Raw genomic sequence first — 13,306 nt, 5'->3', positions numbered from 1 at the left:
GCGGGCCGGTCGCGCCTGCGCGCGCGTGCGGCCGCGCCGGATAGGCTCTGCCTCGCTGCACCGGTGCAGCTCCCGACAGGATCGAGGGCACGTGGAAGACACCGCGATCGAGACGGCCCCCGACCGGCCGGAGCGCACCCGTGCGCGCACCCGGCTCGCGGTGGCCGCCGCCGGGATGCGCGCCGCCGCCCGGCTGCGGCTCGTCGAGCCCGAGATCCGCGGCCTCCACCACCTCGTGCGGCGCGGCGACGTCTGCTTCGAGGTGGGCGCCGCCTACGGCATGTACTCGATCCCGCTCGCCGACCTCGTCGGCCCGGACGGCGCCGTGCACAGCTTCGAGCCGCAGCCGCGCCCGCGGGCGCTGCTGTCGGCCGCCCGGCGCGCGACCGGCGCCGGCCACATCCGGCTCTCCGACTCCGGCATGGGCCGCACCGTCGGCCACCTGCCGCTCGTGCTGCCGGTGCGCTTCGGCCTGCCGATCAGCGGCCACGCGCACCTCGCCGACGGCCTCGCCACGACCGCGCCGGCGCGCCCGGGCGCCACCCGGCGCATCCACGTGCCCGTCACGACCATCGACGACGTGTGCGCCGCGCGGTCGATCGAGCGCGTGCACTTCATCACGGCCGACGTCGAGGGCTTCGAGCCCGAGGTGCTGCACGGCGCCGCCGCGGTGCTCGAGCGCGACATGCCGTCGCTGCTGCTCGAGATCGAGGACCGCCACCTCGCGCGCTACGGCCGCACCGCCGACGAGGTCGCGGCGCTGCTGCGCGAGCGCGGCTACGCGATGGCCACGTGGCGCGACGACGGCTGGCAGCCCGCGGAGCGCGTCGTGCTCGGCACGCGCAACTACCTCTTCCGCGCCGCGGCCTGAGCGCTCTGCCGCTCGGCCGCAGGTAGGCTCGCCCGGTGCCGCAGCCCGCTCGACGACCCCGCCCCCGACGGCTCCTGACCGCGCTCGCGCTCGCGGCGCTCGCGCTGCTGGGACCCGCGCTGCTCGCCGTCGGCCAGCTCGGCGTGGCGGCGGACGAGGCGCTCGCCGCATCCGGCGACCGGGTCGCGGGCACCGTCGTGGAGGCGTCCGACTCGCAACGGGCGTCGCAGCGCGACGTGGTGGTCGCCTACCGCGGGCCCGACGGGGTCGAGCGCACGGTCGTCGCCAAGTCCGACCACGAGCAGGTCGCCCGGGCGGGCGACGCGGTGGAGGTCGCGGTCGACCCCGCCGACCCGGACCGCGCCGTCGTGCTGGGCTTCGAGAGCGGCTGGACGCCGGTCGCCGGGATGGGCGTCGTGCTGTCGGCGATCGCCCTGCTCATCGCCGCGACCGCGCTCGTGACGCGCGCGCTGCGCGGGCGCGCGGCGCAGCAGGCGGATGCGCCCGCCGACGCGTCGAGCGCGCGGCGCTGAGCCGCGGCGCGATCAGAAGCCGAAGCGGCCGAGCTGCTTCGGGTCGCCCTGCCACTCCTTCGCGACCTTGACGCGCAGGTCGAGGTGCACCTGCGTGCCGACGATGCGCTCGATCTCGGCCCGCGCATCCGCACCCACCTGGCGCAGCCGCGAGCCCTTGTGGCCGATGATGATGCCCTTCTGGCTGTCGCGCTCGACCCACAGGTTGGCGTAGACGTCGGTGAGGTCGCGGTCCTCGCGGCGCACGATGTCGTCGATCGTCACCATGATGGAGTGCGGCAGCTCGTCGCGCACGCCCTCGAGCGCGGCCTCGCGCACGAGCTCGGCGATGCGCACGTCGAGCGGCTCCTCGGTCGTCGTCTCGGCCTCGTAGAGCGGCGGGCCCTCGGGCAAGAGGCCCACGAGCGCGTCGACGAGCACGTCGAGCTGCGTGCCGGCGACCGACGAGAGCGGCACGACGGCATCCCACTCGCGCAGCTCCGTCACCGCGAGGAGCTGGGCGGCGACGCGCTCGCGCGAGGCGGCGTCGGTCTTCGTCACGACCGCGACCTTGCGCGCACGCGGGAAGCCCTCGAGCTGCTGGTCGATGTAGCGGTCGCCCGGGCCGAGCGGCTCGTCGGCCGGGACGCAGAGGCAGATGACGTCGACGTCGCCGAGCGTCGTCTGCACGACCGCGTTGAGCCGCTTGCCGAGCAGCGTGCGGGGCTTGTGCATGCCCGGGGTGTCGACGATGACGAGCTGCGCGTCGTCGCGGTGCACGACCCCGCGGATCGCGTGCCGCGTCGTCTGCGGCTTCGACGAGGTGATCGCGATCTTCTCGCCCACCAGCGCGTTCATGAGCGTCGACTTGCCGGCGTTCGGCCGGCCGACGAAGGTGACGAACCCGCTGCGATGCGGGCCCTGCTGCTGCTCGGTCATGCTGCCCCCTCGGGCTCCGCGGCGGCCGCGACCTGGCGCGACACCTCCATCTCGCCCGCGTTCCGGCCGCGCCCGTCGAGCGAGCGCACCTCGATCCGCAGGCCGTGCACGTGGACGACGTCGCCGACCTCGGCGATGCGCCCCAGCTCCTTCTGCACGAGCCCGCCGACGGTGTCGACGTCCTCGTCGTCCAGCGTGAGGTCGAACAGGTCGCCGAGCTCGTCGATCTGGAGCCTGGCCGAGACGCGCCACACGTCGTCGCCCGCCTCCACGACCTCGCTGCGCCCGCGGTCGTGCTCGTCGTGGATCTCGCCGACGAGCTCCTCGACGAGGTCCTCGAGCGTGACGAGGCCGGCGATGCCGCCGTACTCGTCGACGACCATCGCGACGTGCACGCGCTCGGCCTGCATGAGCGCGAGCGTGTCGTCGGCCTTCTTCGACTCGGGCACGAGCAGGGCGGGCCGCGCGAGCTCGCCCGCGGTCTCGGTGGCGTCGGGCCGCCAGGTGCGGCTGCGCACCACGTCGCGGAGGTACAGGATGCCGTCGACCTCGTCGGTCGACTCCCCCACGACCGGCATGCGCGACAGGCCGTTGTCGAGGAACTGCCGCAGCGCATCCGTGGCCGTCGTGTCGCGGTCGACCACGATCATGTCGGGCCGCGGCACCATCACCTCGCGCACGAGCGTCTCGTTGAACTCGAAGATGGAGTGGATGAGCTCGCGGTCGTCGTCCTCGAGCACGTCGGACTCGGCGGCCGCGTCGACCATCGACAGCAGCTGCGCCTCGGTCGTGAACGCGGTCTCGCGCTGGCGGCCGGGCGTGACCTTGTCGCCGACCGTCGCGACCAGGATCGCGACCGGCCCCATGAGCACGCGCCAGAAGCGCAGGAAGCCGGCGGATGCGCGCAGCAGCGCGATCGCGTGCGTGCGGCCGACGGCGCGCGGGCTCGTGCCGACGAGCACGAACGAGACGACGATCATGACCCCCGCGGCGATGAGGAGCGTGATCCACCACTCGGTCACGAGCGAGTCGACGGCGAGGGTGATGAGCACCGCCGCGATCGTCTCGCACATGATGCGGCCGAACTGCAGCGTCATCAGGTGGCCGCGCAGGTCGTCGGCGATCGCGAGCATCGCCCGGGAGCGGCGCGCGGTCATCGCCGACATCTGCAGCTCGGCGCGCGAGACGACGCCGAGCGCCGCGTCGCACGCGGCGAGCCAGGCGCCGAACGCGATGAGCAGCGCCGCGACGACGAAGAGGACGGTCTCGAACATCAGGGCATGCGCCCCGGCGTGGCCCGGTCGTGCTCCTCGAAGCCGGCGAGGAGCCGGTCCTGCAGCGTGAACATCTCGTCGCGGTCGGCGGGCTCAGCGTGGTCGAAGCCGAGCAGGTGCAGGAGGCCGTGCGTGGTGAGCAGGCGGAGCTCGGCCATGAGGCTGTGGCCGGCCTCGGCCGCCTGCGCCTGCGCGACCTCGGGGCACAGCACGATGTCGCCGAGCAGCCCGGCGGGCGTCGGGCGGTCGTGCGAGCCGGGCCGCAGCTCGTCCATCGGGAACGACAGGACGTCGGTGGGGCCGGGCTCGTCCATCCACTGCACGTGCAGCTGCTCCATCGCGGCGACGTCGACGAGCACGAGCGACACGTCGGCGTCGGGGTGCACGAAGAGCTTCTCGAGGTCGAAGGCGACGAGCCGCACGAGCTGCGCCTCGTCGACGGTCGCCTCGGTCTCGTTGAGCAGGTCGATCGCCATCAGTGCCTCCCGCGGCGGGCGTGGTGCGACTGCTGCGACTGCCGCGCCTGGCGCGCCATCGCCCGCTGGTCGTGCTCGGTGTAGGCGTCGACGATCTCGCCGACGAGCGTGTGCCGCACGACGTCGGCGCTCGTGAGCATGGCGAAGTGGATGTCGTCGATGCGGCCGAGCACCTGCTGCGCCACCTGCAGGCCCGAGGTGCCGGCGGGCAGGTCGACCTGCGTCGCATCGCCCGTGACGACCATCTTCGAGCCGAAGCCCAGGCGCGTGAGGAACATCTTCATCTGCTCGGGGCTCGTGTTCTGCGCCTCGTCGAGCACGATGAACGAGTCGTTGAGGGTGCGCCCGCGCATGTAGGCGAGCGGCGCGACCTCGACGACCCCGGTCGCGAGCAGCTTCGGAACGAGCTCGGGGTCCATCATCTCGTTGAGCGCGTCGTAGAGCGGCCGCAGGTAGGGGTCGATCTTGTCGGTGAGCGTGCCGGGCAGGAAGCCCAGGCGCTCGCCCGCCTCCACCGCGGGACGCGTGAGGATGATGCGGCTGACCTCCTTGCGGTGGAGCGCCTGCACGGCCTTCGCCATCGCGAGGTAGGTCTTGCCGGTGCCGGCGGGGCCGATGCCGAAGACGATGGTGTGGTGGTCGATCGCCTCGACGTAGGAGCGCTGCCCCTCGGTCTTGGCGCGGATCGACTTCCCGCGCGAGGTGAGGATGACCTCGCCGATCGCGTCGGAGAGGCTGCGCGTGGAGTCCTGCCGGAGGATGCGCGAGCCCTCGGAGACCTCGGTCTGGCTGAGGTTCGCGCCCTGGCGCACGAGGTCGACGAGCTCCTGCACGAGCCGCGTCGCGACCTGCACGTCGTCCTCCGGCCCCTCGAGCGTGACGAGGTTGCCGCGCACCGCGACCCGCACGTCGGGGTGCTCGCGCTCGAGGCGCGTGAGCAGCCGGTCCTGCGGCCCGAGCAGCCGCACCATCTCGATGCCGTCGATCTCGATCGACTGGGAAGCGTCAGGCAAGCGAGCCCTCTTCGAGCGAGCCGGCGAGCACGTGCGCGTGCGCGTGGAAGACCGTCTGGCCCGCCAGCTCGCCGGTGTTGAACACGAGCCGGAAGTCGCCGTCGGCGCGCTCCCGGGCGATGGCCTGCGCCATCTGCACCATCTCGGCGAGTAGCTCCGGGTCGCCGGCGGCGAGCTCGACGACGTCGCGGTAGCGCGCCGTCTTCGGCACCACCAGCACGTGCATCGGCGCCTGCGGGTGGATGTCGCTGAAGGCGATGATGCGGTCGTTCTCGAGCACGATCTCCGCCGGGATCTCGCGCGCGACGATCTTCTCGAACACGGTCTGCTCAGCCATGGGCCCAGCCTACCCGCGGCCCGCTCACCAGCGGCCGAGTCGCATCGACAGCGCCGCGATGCCCGCGAGGCCCGCCGTCGAGGTGCGGAGCACGTGGTCGCCCATCCGCGCCCGCACGGCACCGGCCGCATCGAGCCGCTCGAGCTCGGCCGGGTCGATGCCGCCCTCGGGGCCCACGATGAGCAGCACGTCGCGGTCGACCGGCACGTCGGCGATCGAGCCGGGCGCGGCCGGATCGAGCACGACGAGCCGCCAGTCGCCGGCGAGCGCGGCGAGGCCCTCCGTGTCGACGACGCCCTCCACCTCCGGCAGCCGCGCACGGATCGCCTGCTTCCCCGCCTCGCGCACCACCCGGCGCCAGCGCTCGAGCGCCTTGTCGCCGCGCTCGCCCCGCCACTGCACGACGCTGCGCCGCGCCTGCCAGGGCACGATCGCGTCGACGCCGAGCTCGGTCGAGGCCTGCACCGCGAGCTCGGCGCGGTCGCCCTTCGCGAGCGCCTGCGCGAGGCCGATGCGCGGGCGCGGCGCCGCGACCTCCTCGACCCGGTGCAGCACGACGTCGACCGCGCGCGGCTCGGCGCGCTCGATGACGCCCTCCGCGAGCACACCCCGGCCGTCGCTCACGAGCACCCGCTCGCCGCGGCGCATCCGGGAGACGACCGCGGCGTGGTGGGCCTCCTCGCCGGTGAGCGTGACGACGTCGCCCGCCGCGCTCCCGGCGAGCGCGTCGTGCCAGTAGCAGTGGGCCATCAGAGGCGCAGGCGGTCGCGCATCTTCGCGAACAGGCCCTGCTTGAACGCGGCCAGGTGCGGCGCGGGCGCCTTCGTGCGCTCCCGCAGCTCGCGCAGCAGCTCCTCGGTGCGGCGATCGATGCGCGACGGCGTCACGACCTGCACGCCGAGCTTCAGGTCGCCCCGGCCGGCGCCGCGCAGCCGCGTCACGCCGCGGTCGTCGATCGTGATGACGTCGCCCGACTGCGTGCCGGCGCGCACCTCGACGTCGACCGGCCCGTCGATGCCCTCCACCGTCGCGCGCGCCCCGAGTGCCGCATCCGGCATCGACACCTCGAGGGTGCCGAGCAGGTCGTCGCCCGCGCGGCTGAAGACGTCGTGGTGCCGCACGTTGACCTCGAGGTACAGCGTGCCCGCGGGGCCGCCGGCCTCGCCGACCTCGCCCTGCCCGGGGAGCTGGATGCGCAGGCCCGTGTCGACGCCCGCGGGGATGTCGACCGGGATCGTGCGCTCGGCGCGCACGCGGCCATGGCCGGCGCATGTGGGGCACGGCTGCGGGATCACGCTGCCGAAGCCCTGGCAGACCGCGCACGGCTGGGTGGTGACGACGTTGCCGAGCAGCGAGCGCACCTGGCGCTGCACGTGGCCGGAGCCGCCGCACATCGTGCAGCGCTCCTCGCTCGTGCCCGGTGCGGTGCACGCGCCGTCGCACGTCTCGCAGAGCACGGCGGTCTGCACGCGCAGCTCGCGGTGCACGCCGAAGACGACGTCGGCGAGCTCGAGGTCGACGCGCAGCAGGCTGTCCTGCCCCGGCTGCCGGCGCGAGCGCGGCCCGGCCGAGCGGCCGCCGCCGAAGAACTGCTCGAAGATGTCGCCGAAGCCGAAGGCGCCGCCGCCGAGGCTCGGCCCCCGGTCGTACTCGGCGCGCGACTGCGGGTCGCCCAGCACGTCGTACGCGTGCGTGACGTCCTTGAACCGCTCGGCCGCGTCAGCGCTCGGGTTGACGTCCGGGTGCAGCTCGCGCGCGAGCCGCCGGTACGCCTTCTTGATCTCGTCCTGGCCGGCGTCGCGTGCGACGCCGAGCGTCTCGTAGTGGTCGGTCACTCAGTCCTCGCTCAGCAGCCGCGTCAGGTAGCGCGCAACTGCGCGCACCGCGGCCATGTTCCCTGCGTAGTCCATCCTGGTCGGGCCCAGCACGCCCACGTGCCCCTCGCTGTCGTCGGCGCTGTAGGTCGAGGCGACGACGGACGCCTCCCCCAGCGGTCCCGCGAGCTCGCGCCCGATGCGGGTCGCGACCTCGCCCTCGGCGCCCATCTCGTGGAACAGGCGCAGGAGCGTCACCTGCTCCTCGATCGCGTCGAGCACCGGGGTCACGGTGCCCTGGAAGTCGCGCTCCTCGCGCACGAGGTTCGAGGCGCCCGCGATCACGATGCGGTCGCCGCCCGCCGCCTGCAGCATCTCGGTCAGCGTCTGCGCGACCGCGGCGGTCGCGCGGGCGATGGATGCGGGGGCGGATGCGGCAGCGCCGGCGAGGCGGGACGCGGCCTCCTTGGGCGGCAGCTCGGCGAGCGTCTCGGTGAACGCCCGCCCGAGCGCCGTGGCCTGCTCGGGCTCGATCGCCTGCTGCGCGTCGAGCAGGCGCTGCTCGACGCGGCCGGAGTCGAGGATGAGCACGGCGAGCAGCCGCGTCTCGGCGATCGCCACCAGCTCGACCCGGCGCACGGCCGCGGGCCGGCGGAGCGGCACCTGCACGAGCGCGACCTGGTTCGTCAGCTGCGAGAGGAGGCGCGCGGTGCGCGCGAGCACGTCGTCGCGGTCGACCGACTCGTCGAGGAAGCGGTGGATCGCGGCGCGCTGCGCCGCCGTGAGCGGCTGCATGCGCTGCAGCCGGTCGACGAAGACGCGGTAGCCCTTGTCGGTCGGCACCCGGCCGGAGGAGGTGTGCGGGGCGACGATCAGCTCCTCCTCCTCGAGGAGCGCCATGTCGTTGCGGATCGTGGCCGCCGAGACGCCGAAGGTGTGCCGCTCGACGATCGACTTCGAGCCCACGGGCTCCCGCAGCGCCACGTAGTCCTGCACGATCGCGCGCAGCACCTCGAGGCCGCGATCCGAGACCATGCCGCGCTCCCCTCGTCGTCCGGGCGACCGCCCGTCGTCCCTGCCGCGGCGGCGCTCGCCCGCGCGCTGGCACTCCCGTCTGCTGACTGCCAATCCTACCGCCTCGCGCCGAGGGGCCGGTCGCGGCGGTTCGGATGCCATCCCCAGCCACCCGGGCGCACAATGTGCACAGCGGGACGCCCCAGCGTGCCGTCCGAACTGACACGAGAGGCACGTCATGTCCGATCCCAACGCTCCGCGCCGCGAGGGGCAGCACGATCCCGCGGACCAGCCCGCCGAGGGCTTCTCCGTGACGGACGAGCAGCACGCGGCCCCCAGCGCGCCCGCCGCGCCCGGCACGCCCGGCGTCGGCCAGCCCGCCCAGTCCTTCACCGCGCCGGCGGCCGACCAGGCCCCCGGCCAGCCCGCCTTCAGCGGGACGCCCGACGACGAGCCCGCGGTCGGCCAGGACTGGCAGCACGGCCAGCACCAGCCGGAGGGCAGCCACCTCGGCCAGCCGTCCGCGCCGCAGGCGCCGCCCGCGTGGGGGCAGCCGGGCCAGGGTGCGTCGGCCCCGCAGCAGCCGGGCGGCTACGGCCAGCAGGGCGGCGCGCAGCAGCCGTTCGCCCAGCCCGGCAGCGCACCGGTCTACGGCGCTCCCGGCCAGCAGGGCGCGGGCTACGGTCAGCCCCAGCAGGGGCAGCCGCAGTACGGCGCGCCCGGCCAGCCGCAGTACGCGACCTCCGCGCCGATGTCGCCCGTCGACGAGAAGAACGCCGGGATGTGGGGGCACCTGTCGGGGCTCTCGACCATCGTCACCGGCGGCTTCGGCGGCTGGATCGGCCCGCTCATCGTCTACATGATCTACAAGGACCGCAGCGCCTTCGCGAAGCAGGAGTCGAAGGAGGCGCTGAACTTCGGCATCTTCATGACGATCCTCGCGATCGCCATCCTGGTGCTGGGCTCGGTGCTCGCCATCGTGACGTTCGGACTTGGTGCGATCGTCCCGATGCTCTACTGGGTGCCGGCGCTGCTGCAGGTGATCTTCTCGATCATCGGCGCGATGCGCGTCAACGGCGGCGGCTCGTACCGCTACCCGTTCAACTGGCGGATGGTGAAGTAGGCCCGCTCAGGGCAGCAGCCGGCGCACCACGGCGTCGGCCAGGAGCCGCCCTCGCAGCGTCGGGACCACCCGGCCGGCGAGGGCGGCTCTGCCGTCCACGAGCTCCTCGGCGACGAGCCCCGCGACCGCGCGCCTGCCCTCGTCGTCGAGCAGCGCGATCGGGAGCCCCTCGGCGATGCGCGACTCGAGCAGCACCCGCTCGACGCGCCGCGTCTCGTCGTCGAGCACCTCGCGCGCGAGCGCCGGCGATGCGCCGGCCAGCAGCCGGTCGCGGTACGCCGCCGGGTGCTTGACGTTCCACCACCGCACGCCGCCGACGTGGCTGTGCGCTCCGGGGCCGAAGCCCCACCAGTCGTGCCCGCGCCAGTAGGCGAGGTTGTGCCGGGCGACGCGGTCGCCGCGGGCCCAGTTTGAGACCTCGTACCAGGTGTATCCCGCTGCGCCGAGCGTCGCATCCGCCGCCTCGTACATCGCCGCCTGCGCGTCGTCGTCGGGCGCGACGAGCTCGCCGCGCCGGATGCGGCGGGCGAGCGCCGTGCCCTCCTCGACGATGAGCGCGTACGCCGAGACGTGGTCGGGGCCCATCGCGACCGCCGCGTCGAGCGAGCGCTGCCAGTCGTCCTGCGACTCGCCGGGTGCGCCGTAGATGAGGTCGAGGCTCACCTCGAGCCCCGCGTCGCGCGCCCACGCGACCACCTGCGGCACGCGCGCCGGGTCGTGCGTGCGGTCCAGCGCCGCGAGCACGTGCGGCACCGCCGACTGCATGCCGAACGACACCCGCGTGACGCCGCCGTCGCGCAGCCGCGCGAGCCCGCCCGCGTCGATCGAGTCGGGGTTCGCCTCGACCGTGACCTCCGCGCCCTCGGCCAGGCCGAACGCATCCGCGACCCCGGCGAGCATGCCCACGAGGTCGTCGGCCGGCAGCAGCGTGGGCGTGCCGCCGCCGAAGAACACCGTCTGCGCGGGCCGCACCGGGCCGAGCGCCCCGAGCACGCGGCCGGCGAGCGCGAGCTCGGCGGCGACGTCGGCCGGGTAGCCCGCGCGCGTCGCGCCCCGCAGCTCGTCGGCGGTGTAGGTGTTGAAGTCGCAGTAGCCGCAGCGCACCGAGCAGAACGGCACGTGCACGTAGACGCCGAACGGCGCGTCGACCGCGATGCCCTGCGGCAGCGCGCCGTCGGCCGGCGCGGCCTCGCCCTCCGGCAGCCTGCCCATCGTCAGCGGACGTCGATCGACCGCAGCACGTCCATGTAGCGGTCGTGGTAGCGGCGGCGCATCGCGCGCGCGATCGGCGAGCCGAGCCGCACCCACCACTTCGCGTCGCGCACGAGCGCGCGGAAGTGCAGGAAGACGGTCTCGTCCTCGACGATCTCGATCGTGAAGCGCTCCTCGCCCGCCTCCGGGTGCCCCTCGAGGGTGCCGAGGATCACGCCGTGGCTGCTCGCCTCGTCCTCGATCGCGATGACGCGCATCGGGGCGTGGATCTGCATGCCGAGCACGCGCACGCGCTGGTCGATCGAGTCGCCCGGCTGCAGGAACGGCTCGCCGTCGGGGCCGAAGTCCTGCTGCGGCTCGATGCTCGCCGCACGGGTCGCCTCCGTGCCGTCGAAGCCGACGGGGCGGTAGACGGTGCCCTCCTCCGAGCCGACGACGTCGACCTCGATGCCCGACAGCCGCTGCACCTTCCAGGTGCGCAGCGCCGCGACGGCCGCGTCGTAGCGCGGCCGGCCGTGGCCGATGCGCGCGCGGCGCTGGATGACCTCGAAGCCCTTCGGGGGGAAGCGCGAGAAGTCGAAGTGGGCGGTCGCGCCGACGGCGCCGTAGTTGGTGGCGCGCTCGTGGATGGGCTTCACTGCGATCCGTCCTTCACTTCGCGTCCTTCTTCGTCTCGCCGGTCGAGAGCGCGGCGATGAACGCCTCCTGGGGGACCTCGACGCGACCGACCATCTTCATGCGCTTCTTGCCCTCCTTCTGCTTCTCGAGCAGCTTGCGCTTGCGCGTGATGTCGCCGCCGTAGCACTTGGCGAGCACGTCCTTGCGGATCGCGCGGATCGTCTCGCGGGCGATGATGCGCGCGCCGATCGCGGCCTGGATCGGCACCTCGAACTGCTGGCGCGGGATGAGCTCGCGCAGCTTGCCCGCCATGAGCACGCCGTAGGCGTACGCCTTGTCGCGGTGCACGATCGCGCTGAAGGCGTCGACCTGCTCGCCCTGCAGCAGGATGTCGACCTTCACCAGGTCGCCCTCCTCCTCGCCGTCGAGCTCGTAGTCGAGCGAGGCGTAGCCCTGCGTGCGCGACTTCAGCTGGTCGAAGAAGTCGAAGACGATCTCGCCGAGCGGCAGCCGGTAGCGCAGCTCGACGCGGTCCTCCGAGAGGTACTCCATGCCGCCGAGCGTGCCGCGGCGCGTCTGGCAGAGCTCCATGATCGCGCCGACGTAGTCCTTCGGCGCGAGGATCGTCGCCCGCACCATCGGCTCGATGACCGAGTGGATCTTGCCGTCGGGGAACTCGCTCGGGTTCGTGACGATGTGGGTCTGCCGGTCCTCGGTCTGCACCTGGTAGACCACGCTCGGCGCGGTCGCGATGAGGTCGAGGTTGAACTCGCGCTCGAGGCGCTCGGTGATGATCTCGAGGTGCAGCAGGCCCAGGAAGCCGCAGCGGAAGCCGAAGCCGAGCGCCACCGAGGTCTCGGGCTCGTAGACGAGCGCCGCGTCGGAGAGCTTCAGCTTGTCGAGCGCCTCGCGCAGCACCGGGTAGTCGCTGCCGTCGATCGGGTAGAGGCCCGAGAACACCATCGGCTTCGGGTCGGCGTAGCCCTTGAGCGGCGTCGTCGCGGGCGACTTCACGGTCGTGACGGTGTCGCCGACCTTCGACTGGCGCACGTCCTTCACGCCCGTGATGAGGTAGCCGACCTCGCCGACGCTCAGCCCCTTCGACGGGATGGGCTCCGGGCTCGAGACGCCGATCTCGAGCGCCTCGTGCTTGGAGCCGGTCGACATCATCACGACCTGCTCGCGCGGCCGCAGCGTGCCGTCGACCATGCGCACGTAGGTGACGACGCCGCGGTAGGCGTCGTAGACGGAGTCGAAGATCATCGCGCGCGCGGGTCCGTCGACGTCGCCGACCGGCGCGGGGACGGTGCGGACCACCCGGTCGAGCAGCGCATCCACCCCCTCCCCCGTCTTGCCGCTCACGCGCAGCACGTCGTCGGGGTCGCCGCCGATGAGCCGCGCGATCTCGGCCGCGTACTTCTCGGGGTCAGCCGCCGGCAGGTCGATCTTGTTGAGCACCGGGATGATCTCGAGGTCGTTGTCCATCGCCAGGTACAGGTTCGCGAGGGTCTGCGCCTCGATGCCCTGCGCGGCGTCGACCAGCAGGATCGCGCCCTCGCACGCGGCGAGCGAGCGCGACACCTCGTAGGTGAAGTCGACGTGGCCCGGGGTGTCGATCATGTTGAGCGCGAAGGTCTCGCCGTCGAGCTCCCACGGCATGCGCACGGCCTGCGACTTGATCGTGATGCCGCGCTCGCGCTCGATGTCCATGCGGTCGAGGTACTGGGCGCGCATCGAGCGGTCGTCGACGACGCCCGTCAGCTGCAGCATCCGGTCGGCGAGGGTCGACTTGCCGTGGTCGATGTGGGCGATGATGCAGAAGTTGCGGATCCTCGCCGGATCGGTCGAGGCAGGCTCGAGTGCCTTGGAGGCTCGGGGGCTCACGGGTCCTTCTCGTCGGGATGGGCTCGGTGGAGCTGGGTGCGGAAGGTCCCATTCTTCCACAGCGGATGCGGTCGGCCGCGTTGCGAGCGGGCCGCGGCCGCTGGTAGAGTCATCCGTTGGCTTCCCCTTCTCCTGCGCGCCCGTCGCGCGGGGTCGGGTCGCGGCGGGGCTCTGACGAGCACGAGCCGCCGCCAACCACGCTTCGAACCAGGACAGGAC

General features: G+C 73.3%; 14 protein-coding genes. 3 read left to right on the top strand and 11 right to left on the bottom strand.

From position 1 onward, the window contains the following. The first annotated feature begins 91 nt into the window (after positions 1 to 91). Together AC1RNL_RS04110 and AC1RNL_RS04105 are read left to right on the top strand one after the other, a co-directional pair. Entirely contained in the window at positions 92 to 871 is a 780-nt protein-coding gene (locus AC1RNL_RS04110; RefSeq protein ID WP_492934526.1) for an FkbM family methyltransferase, read from the top strand. A 35-nt stretch (positions 872 to 906) separates the two neighbouring features. Beyond that, positions 907 to 1,404 (top strand): DUF3592 domain-containing protein, encoded by a 498-nt coding sequence (locus tag AC1RNL_RS04105; protein WP_492934525.1) that lies wholly within the window; start codon positions 907 to 909, stop codon positions 1,402 to 1,404. Between the two features lie 12 nt (positions 1,405 to 1,416). On the opposite strand, the gene era is transcribed toward AC1RNL_RS04105, so the two are convergent. From era to hrcA, 8 genes are read right to left on the bottom strand one after another with little or no spacing between them, the layout of a single operon-like run. Continuing rightward, on the bottom strand, positions 1,417 to 2,322 hold the full coding sequence (gene era, locus AC1RNL_RS04100) for a GTPase Era (RefSeq protein WP_146356358.1): 906 nt from the start codon (positions 2,320 to 2,322) through the stop codon (positions 1,417 to 1,419). Next, positions 2,319 to 3,596, bottom strand: coding sequence for a hemolysin family protein (locus AC1RNL_RS04095; RefSeq protein ID WP_492934524.1), 1,278 nt, complete (start codon positions 3,594 to 3,596; stop codon positions 2,319 to 2,321). Before AC1RNL_RS04095 ends, era begins: the two co-directional genes overlap by 4 nt. Then, positions 3,596 to 4,072 (bottom strand): rRNA maturation RNase YbeY, encoded by a 477-nt coding sequence (gene ybeY, locus AC1RNL_RS04090; RefSeq protein ID WP_146356362.1) that lies wholly within the window; start codon positions 4,070 to 4,072, stop codon positions 3,596 to 3,598. The genes AC1RNL_RS04095 and ybeY overlap by 1 nt, the downstream gene beginning before the upstream one ends. Continuing rightward, positions 4,072 to 5,043, bottom strand: coding sequence for a PhoH family protein (locus AC1RNL_RS04085; RefSeq protein WP_128188677.1), 972 nt, complete (start codon positions 5,041 to 5,043; stop codon positions 4,072 to 4,074). Before AC1RNL_RS04085 ends, ybeY begins: the two co-directional genes overlap by 1 nt. A gap of 34 nt (positions 5,044 to 5,077) precedes the next feature. After that, entirely contained in the window at positions 5,078 to 5,422 is a 345-nt protein-coding gene (locus AC1RNL_RS04080; protein ID WP_492934523.1) for a histidine triad nucleotide-binding protein, read from the bottom strand. Positions 5,423 to 5,446: 24 nt separating this feature from the next. Continuing rightward, complete coding sequence (locus tag AC1RNL_RS04075; RefSeq protein ID WP_310124849.1) at positions 5,447 to 6,172, bottom strand: 16S rRNA (uracil(1498)-N(3))-methyltransferase; 726 nt, start codon at positions 6,170 to 6,172, stop codon at positions 5,447 to 5,449. Beyond that, a complete protein-coding gene (locus AC1RNL_RS04070; RefSeq protein ID WP_128188629.1) occupies positions 6,172 to 7,257 on the bottom strand; it encodes a DnaJ C-terminal domain-containing protein in 1,086 nt (361 codons plus the stop codon). Before AC1RNL_RS04070 ends, AC1RNL_RS04075 begins: the two co-directional genes overlap by 1 nt. Beyond that, positions 7,258 to 8,271: a heat-inducible transcriptional repressor HrcA gene (gene hrcA / locus AC1RNL_RS04065; protein WP_128188628.1), complete on the bottom strand. Its 1,014-nt coding sequence runs from the start codon at positions 8,269 to 8,271 to the stop codon at positions 7,258 to 7,260. A 217-nt stretch (positions 8,272 to 8,488) separates the two neighbouring features. On the opposite strand from hrcA, the gene AC1RNL_RS04060 reads away from it, so the two are divergent. Then, positions 8,489 to 9,373 carry a DUF4870 domain-containing protein gene (locus AC1RNL_RS04060; RefSeq protein ID WP_492934522.1) on the top strand — a complete coding sequence of 295 codons (885 nt, stop codon included), beginning with the start codon at positions 8,489 to 8,491 and terminating at the stop codon, positions 9,371 to 9,373. Positions 9,374 to 9,379: 6 nt separating this feature from the next. Here the strand turns inward: AC1RNL_RS04060 and hemW are convergent, their stop codons facing one another. From hemW to lepA, 3 genes are read right to left on the bottom strand one after another with little or no spacing between them, the layout of a single operon-like run. Further along, positions 9,380 to 10,585 (bottom strand): radical SAM family heme chaperone HemW, encoded by a 1,206-nt coding sequence (gene hemW / locus AC1RNL_RS04055; protein ID WP_492934521.1) that lies wholly within the window; start codon positions 10,583 to 10,585, stop codon positions 9,380 to 9,382. Positions 10,586 to 10,587: 2 nt separating this feature from the next. Further along, positions 10,588 to 11,223: a DUF1990 domain-containing protein gene (locus AC1RNL_RS04050; protein WP_492934520.1), complete on the bottom strand. Its 636-nt coding sequence runs from the start codon at positions 11,221 to 11,223 to the stop codon at positions 10,588 to 10,590. A 13-nt stretch (positions 11,224 to 11,236) separates the two neighbouring features. After that, the gene (lepA, locus tag AC1RNL_RS04045; protein WP_128188624.1) at positions 11,237 to 13,087 is read right to left on the bottom strand and encodes a translation elongation factor 4; all 1,851 of its coding nucleotides are present in this window, start codon (positions 13,085 to 13,087) and stop codon (positions 11,237 to 11,239) included. Positions 13,088 to 13,306: the final 219 nt, after the last annotated feature.

It is taken from the genome of Agrococcus sp. GW821-FHT14H11 (assembly GCF_058803545.1).
This window is presented reverse-complemented; position numbering and strand designations above follow the sequence as displayed.

Excerpts from the sequence above, each read along its gene's own strand:
- era (WP_146356358.1), bottom strand. The coding sequence starts at position 2,322 with ATGACCGAGCAGCAGCAGGGCCCGCATCGCAGCGGGTTCGTCACCTTC.
- AC1RNL_RS04095 (WP_492934524.1), bottom strand. The coding sequence starts at position 3,596 with ATGTTCGAGACCGTCCTCTTCGTCGTCGCGGCGCTGCTCATCGCGTTC.
- ybeY (WP_146356362.1), bottom strand. The coding sequence starts at position 4,072 with ATGGCGATCGACCTGCTCAACGAGACCGAGGCGACCGTCGACGAGGCG.
- AC1RNL_RS04085 (WP_128188677.1), bottom strand. The coding sequence starts at position 5,043 with ATGGTGCGGCTGCTCGGGCCGCAGGACCGGCTGCTCACGCGCCTCGAG.
- AC1RNL_RS04080 (WP_492934523.1), bottom strand. The coding sequence starts at position 5,422 with ATGGCTGAGCAGACCGTGTTCGAGAAGATCGTCGCGCGCGAGATCCCG.
- AC1RNL_RS04075 (WP_310124849.1), bottom strand. The coding sequence starts at position 6,172 with ATGGCCCACTGCTACTGGCACGACGCGCTCGCCGGGAGCGCGGCGGGC.
- hrcA (WP_128188628.1), bottom strand. The coding sequence starts at position 8,271 with ATGGTCTCGGATCGCGGCCTCGAGGTGCTGCGCGCGATCGTGCAGGAC.
- AC1RNL_RS04060 (WP_492934522.1), top strand. The coding sequence starts at position 8,489 with ATGTCCGATCCCAACGCTCCGCGCCGCGAGGGGCAGCACGATCCCGCG.
- hemW (WP_492934521.1), bottom strand. The coding sequence starts at position 10,585 with ATGGGCAGGCTGCCGGAGGGCGAGGCCGCGCCGGCCGACGGCGCGCTG.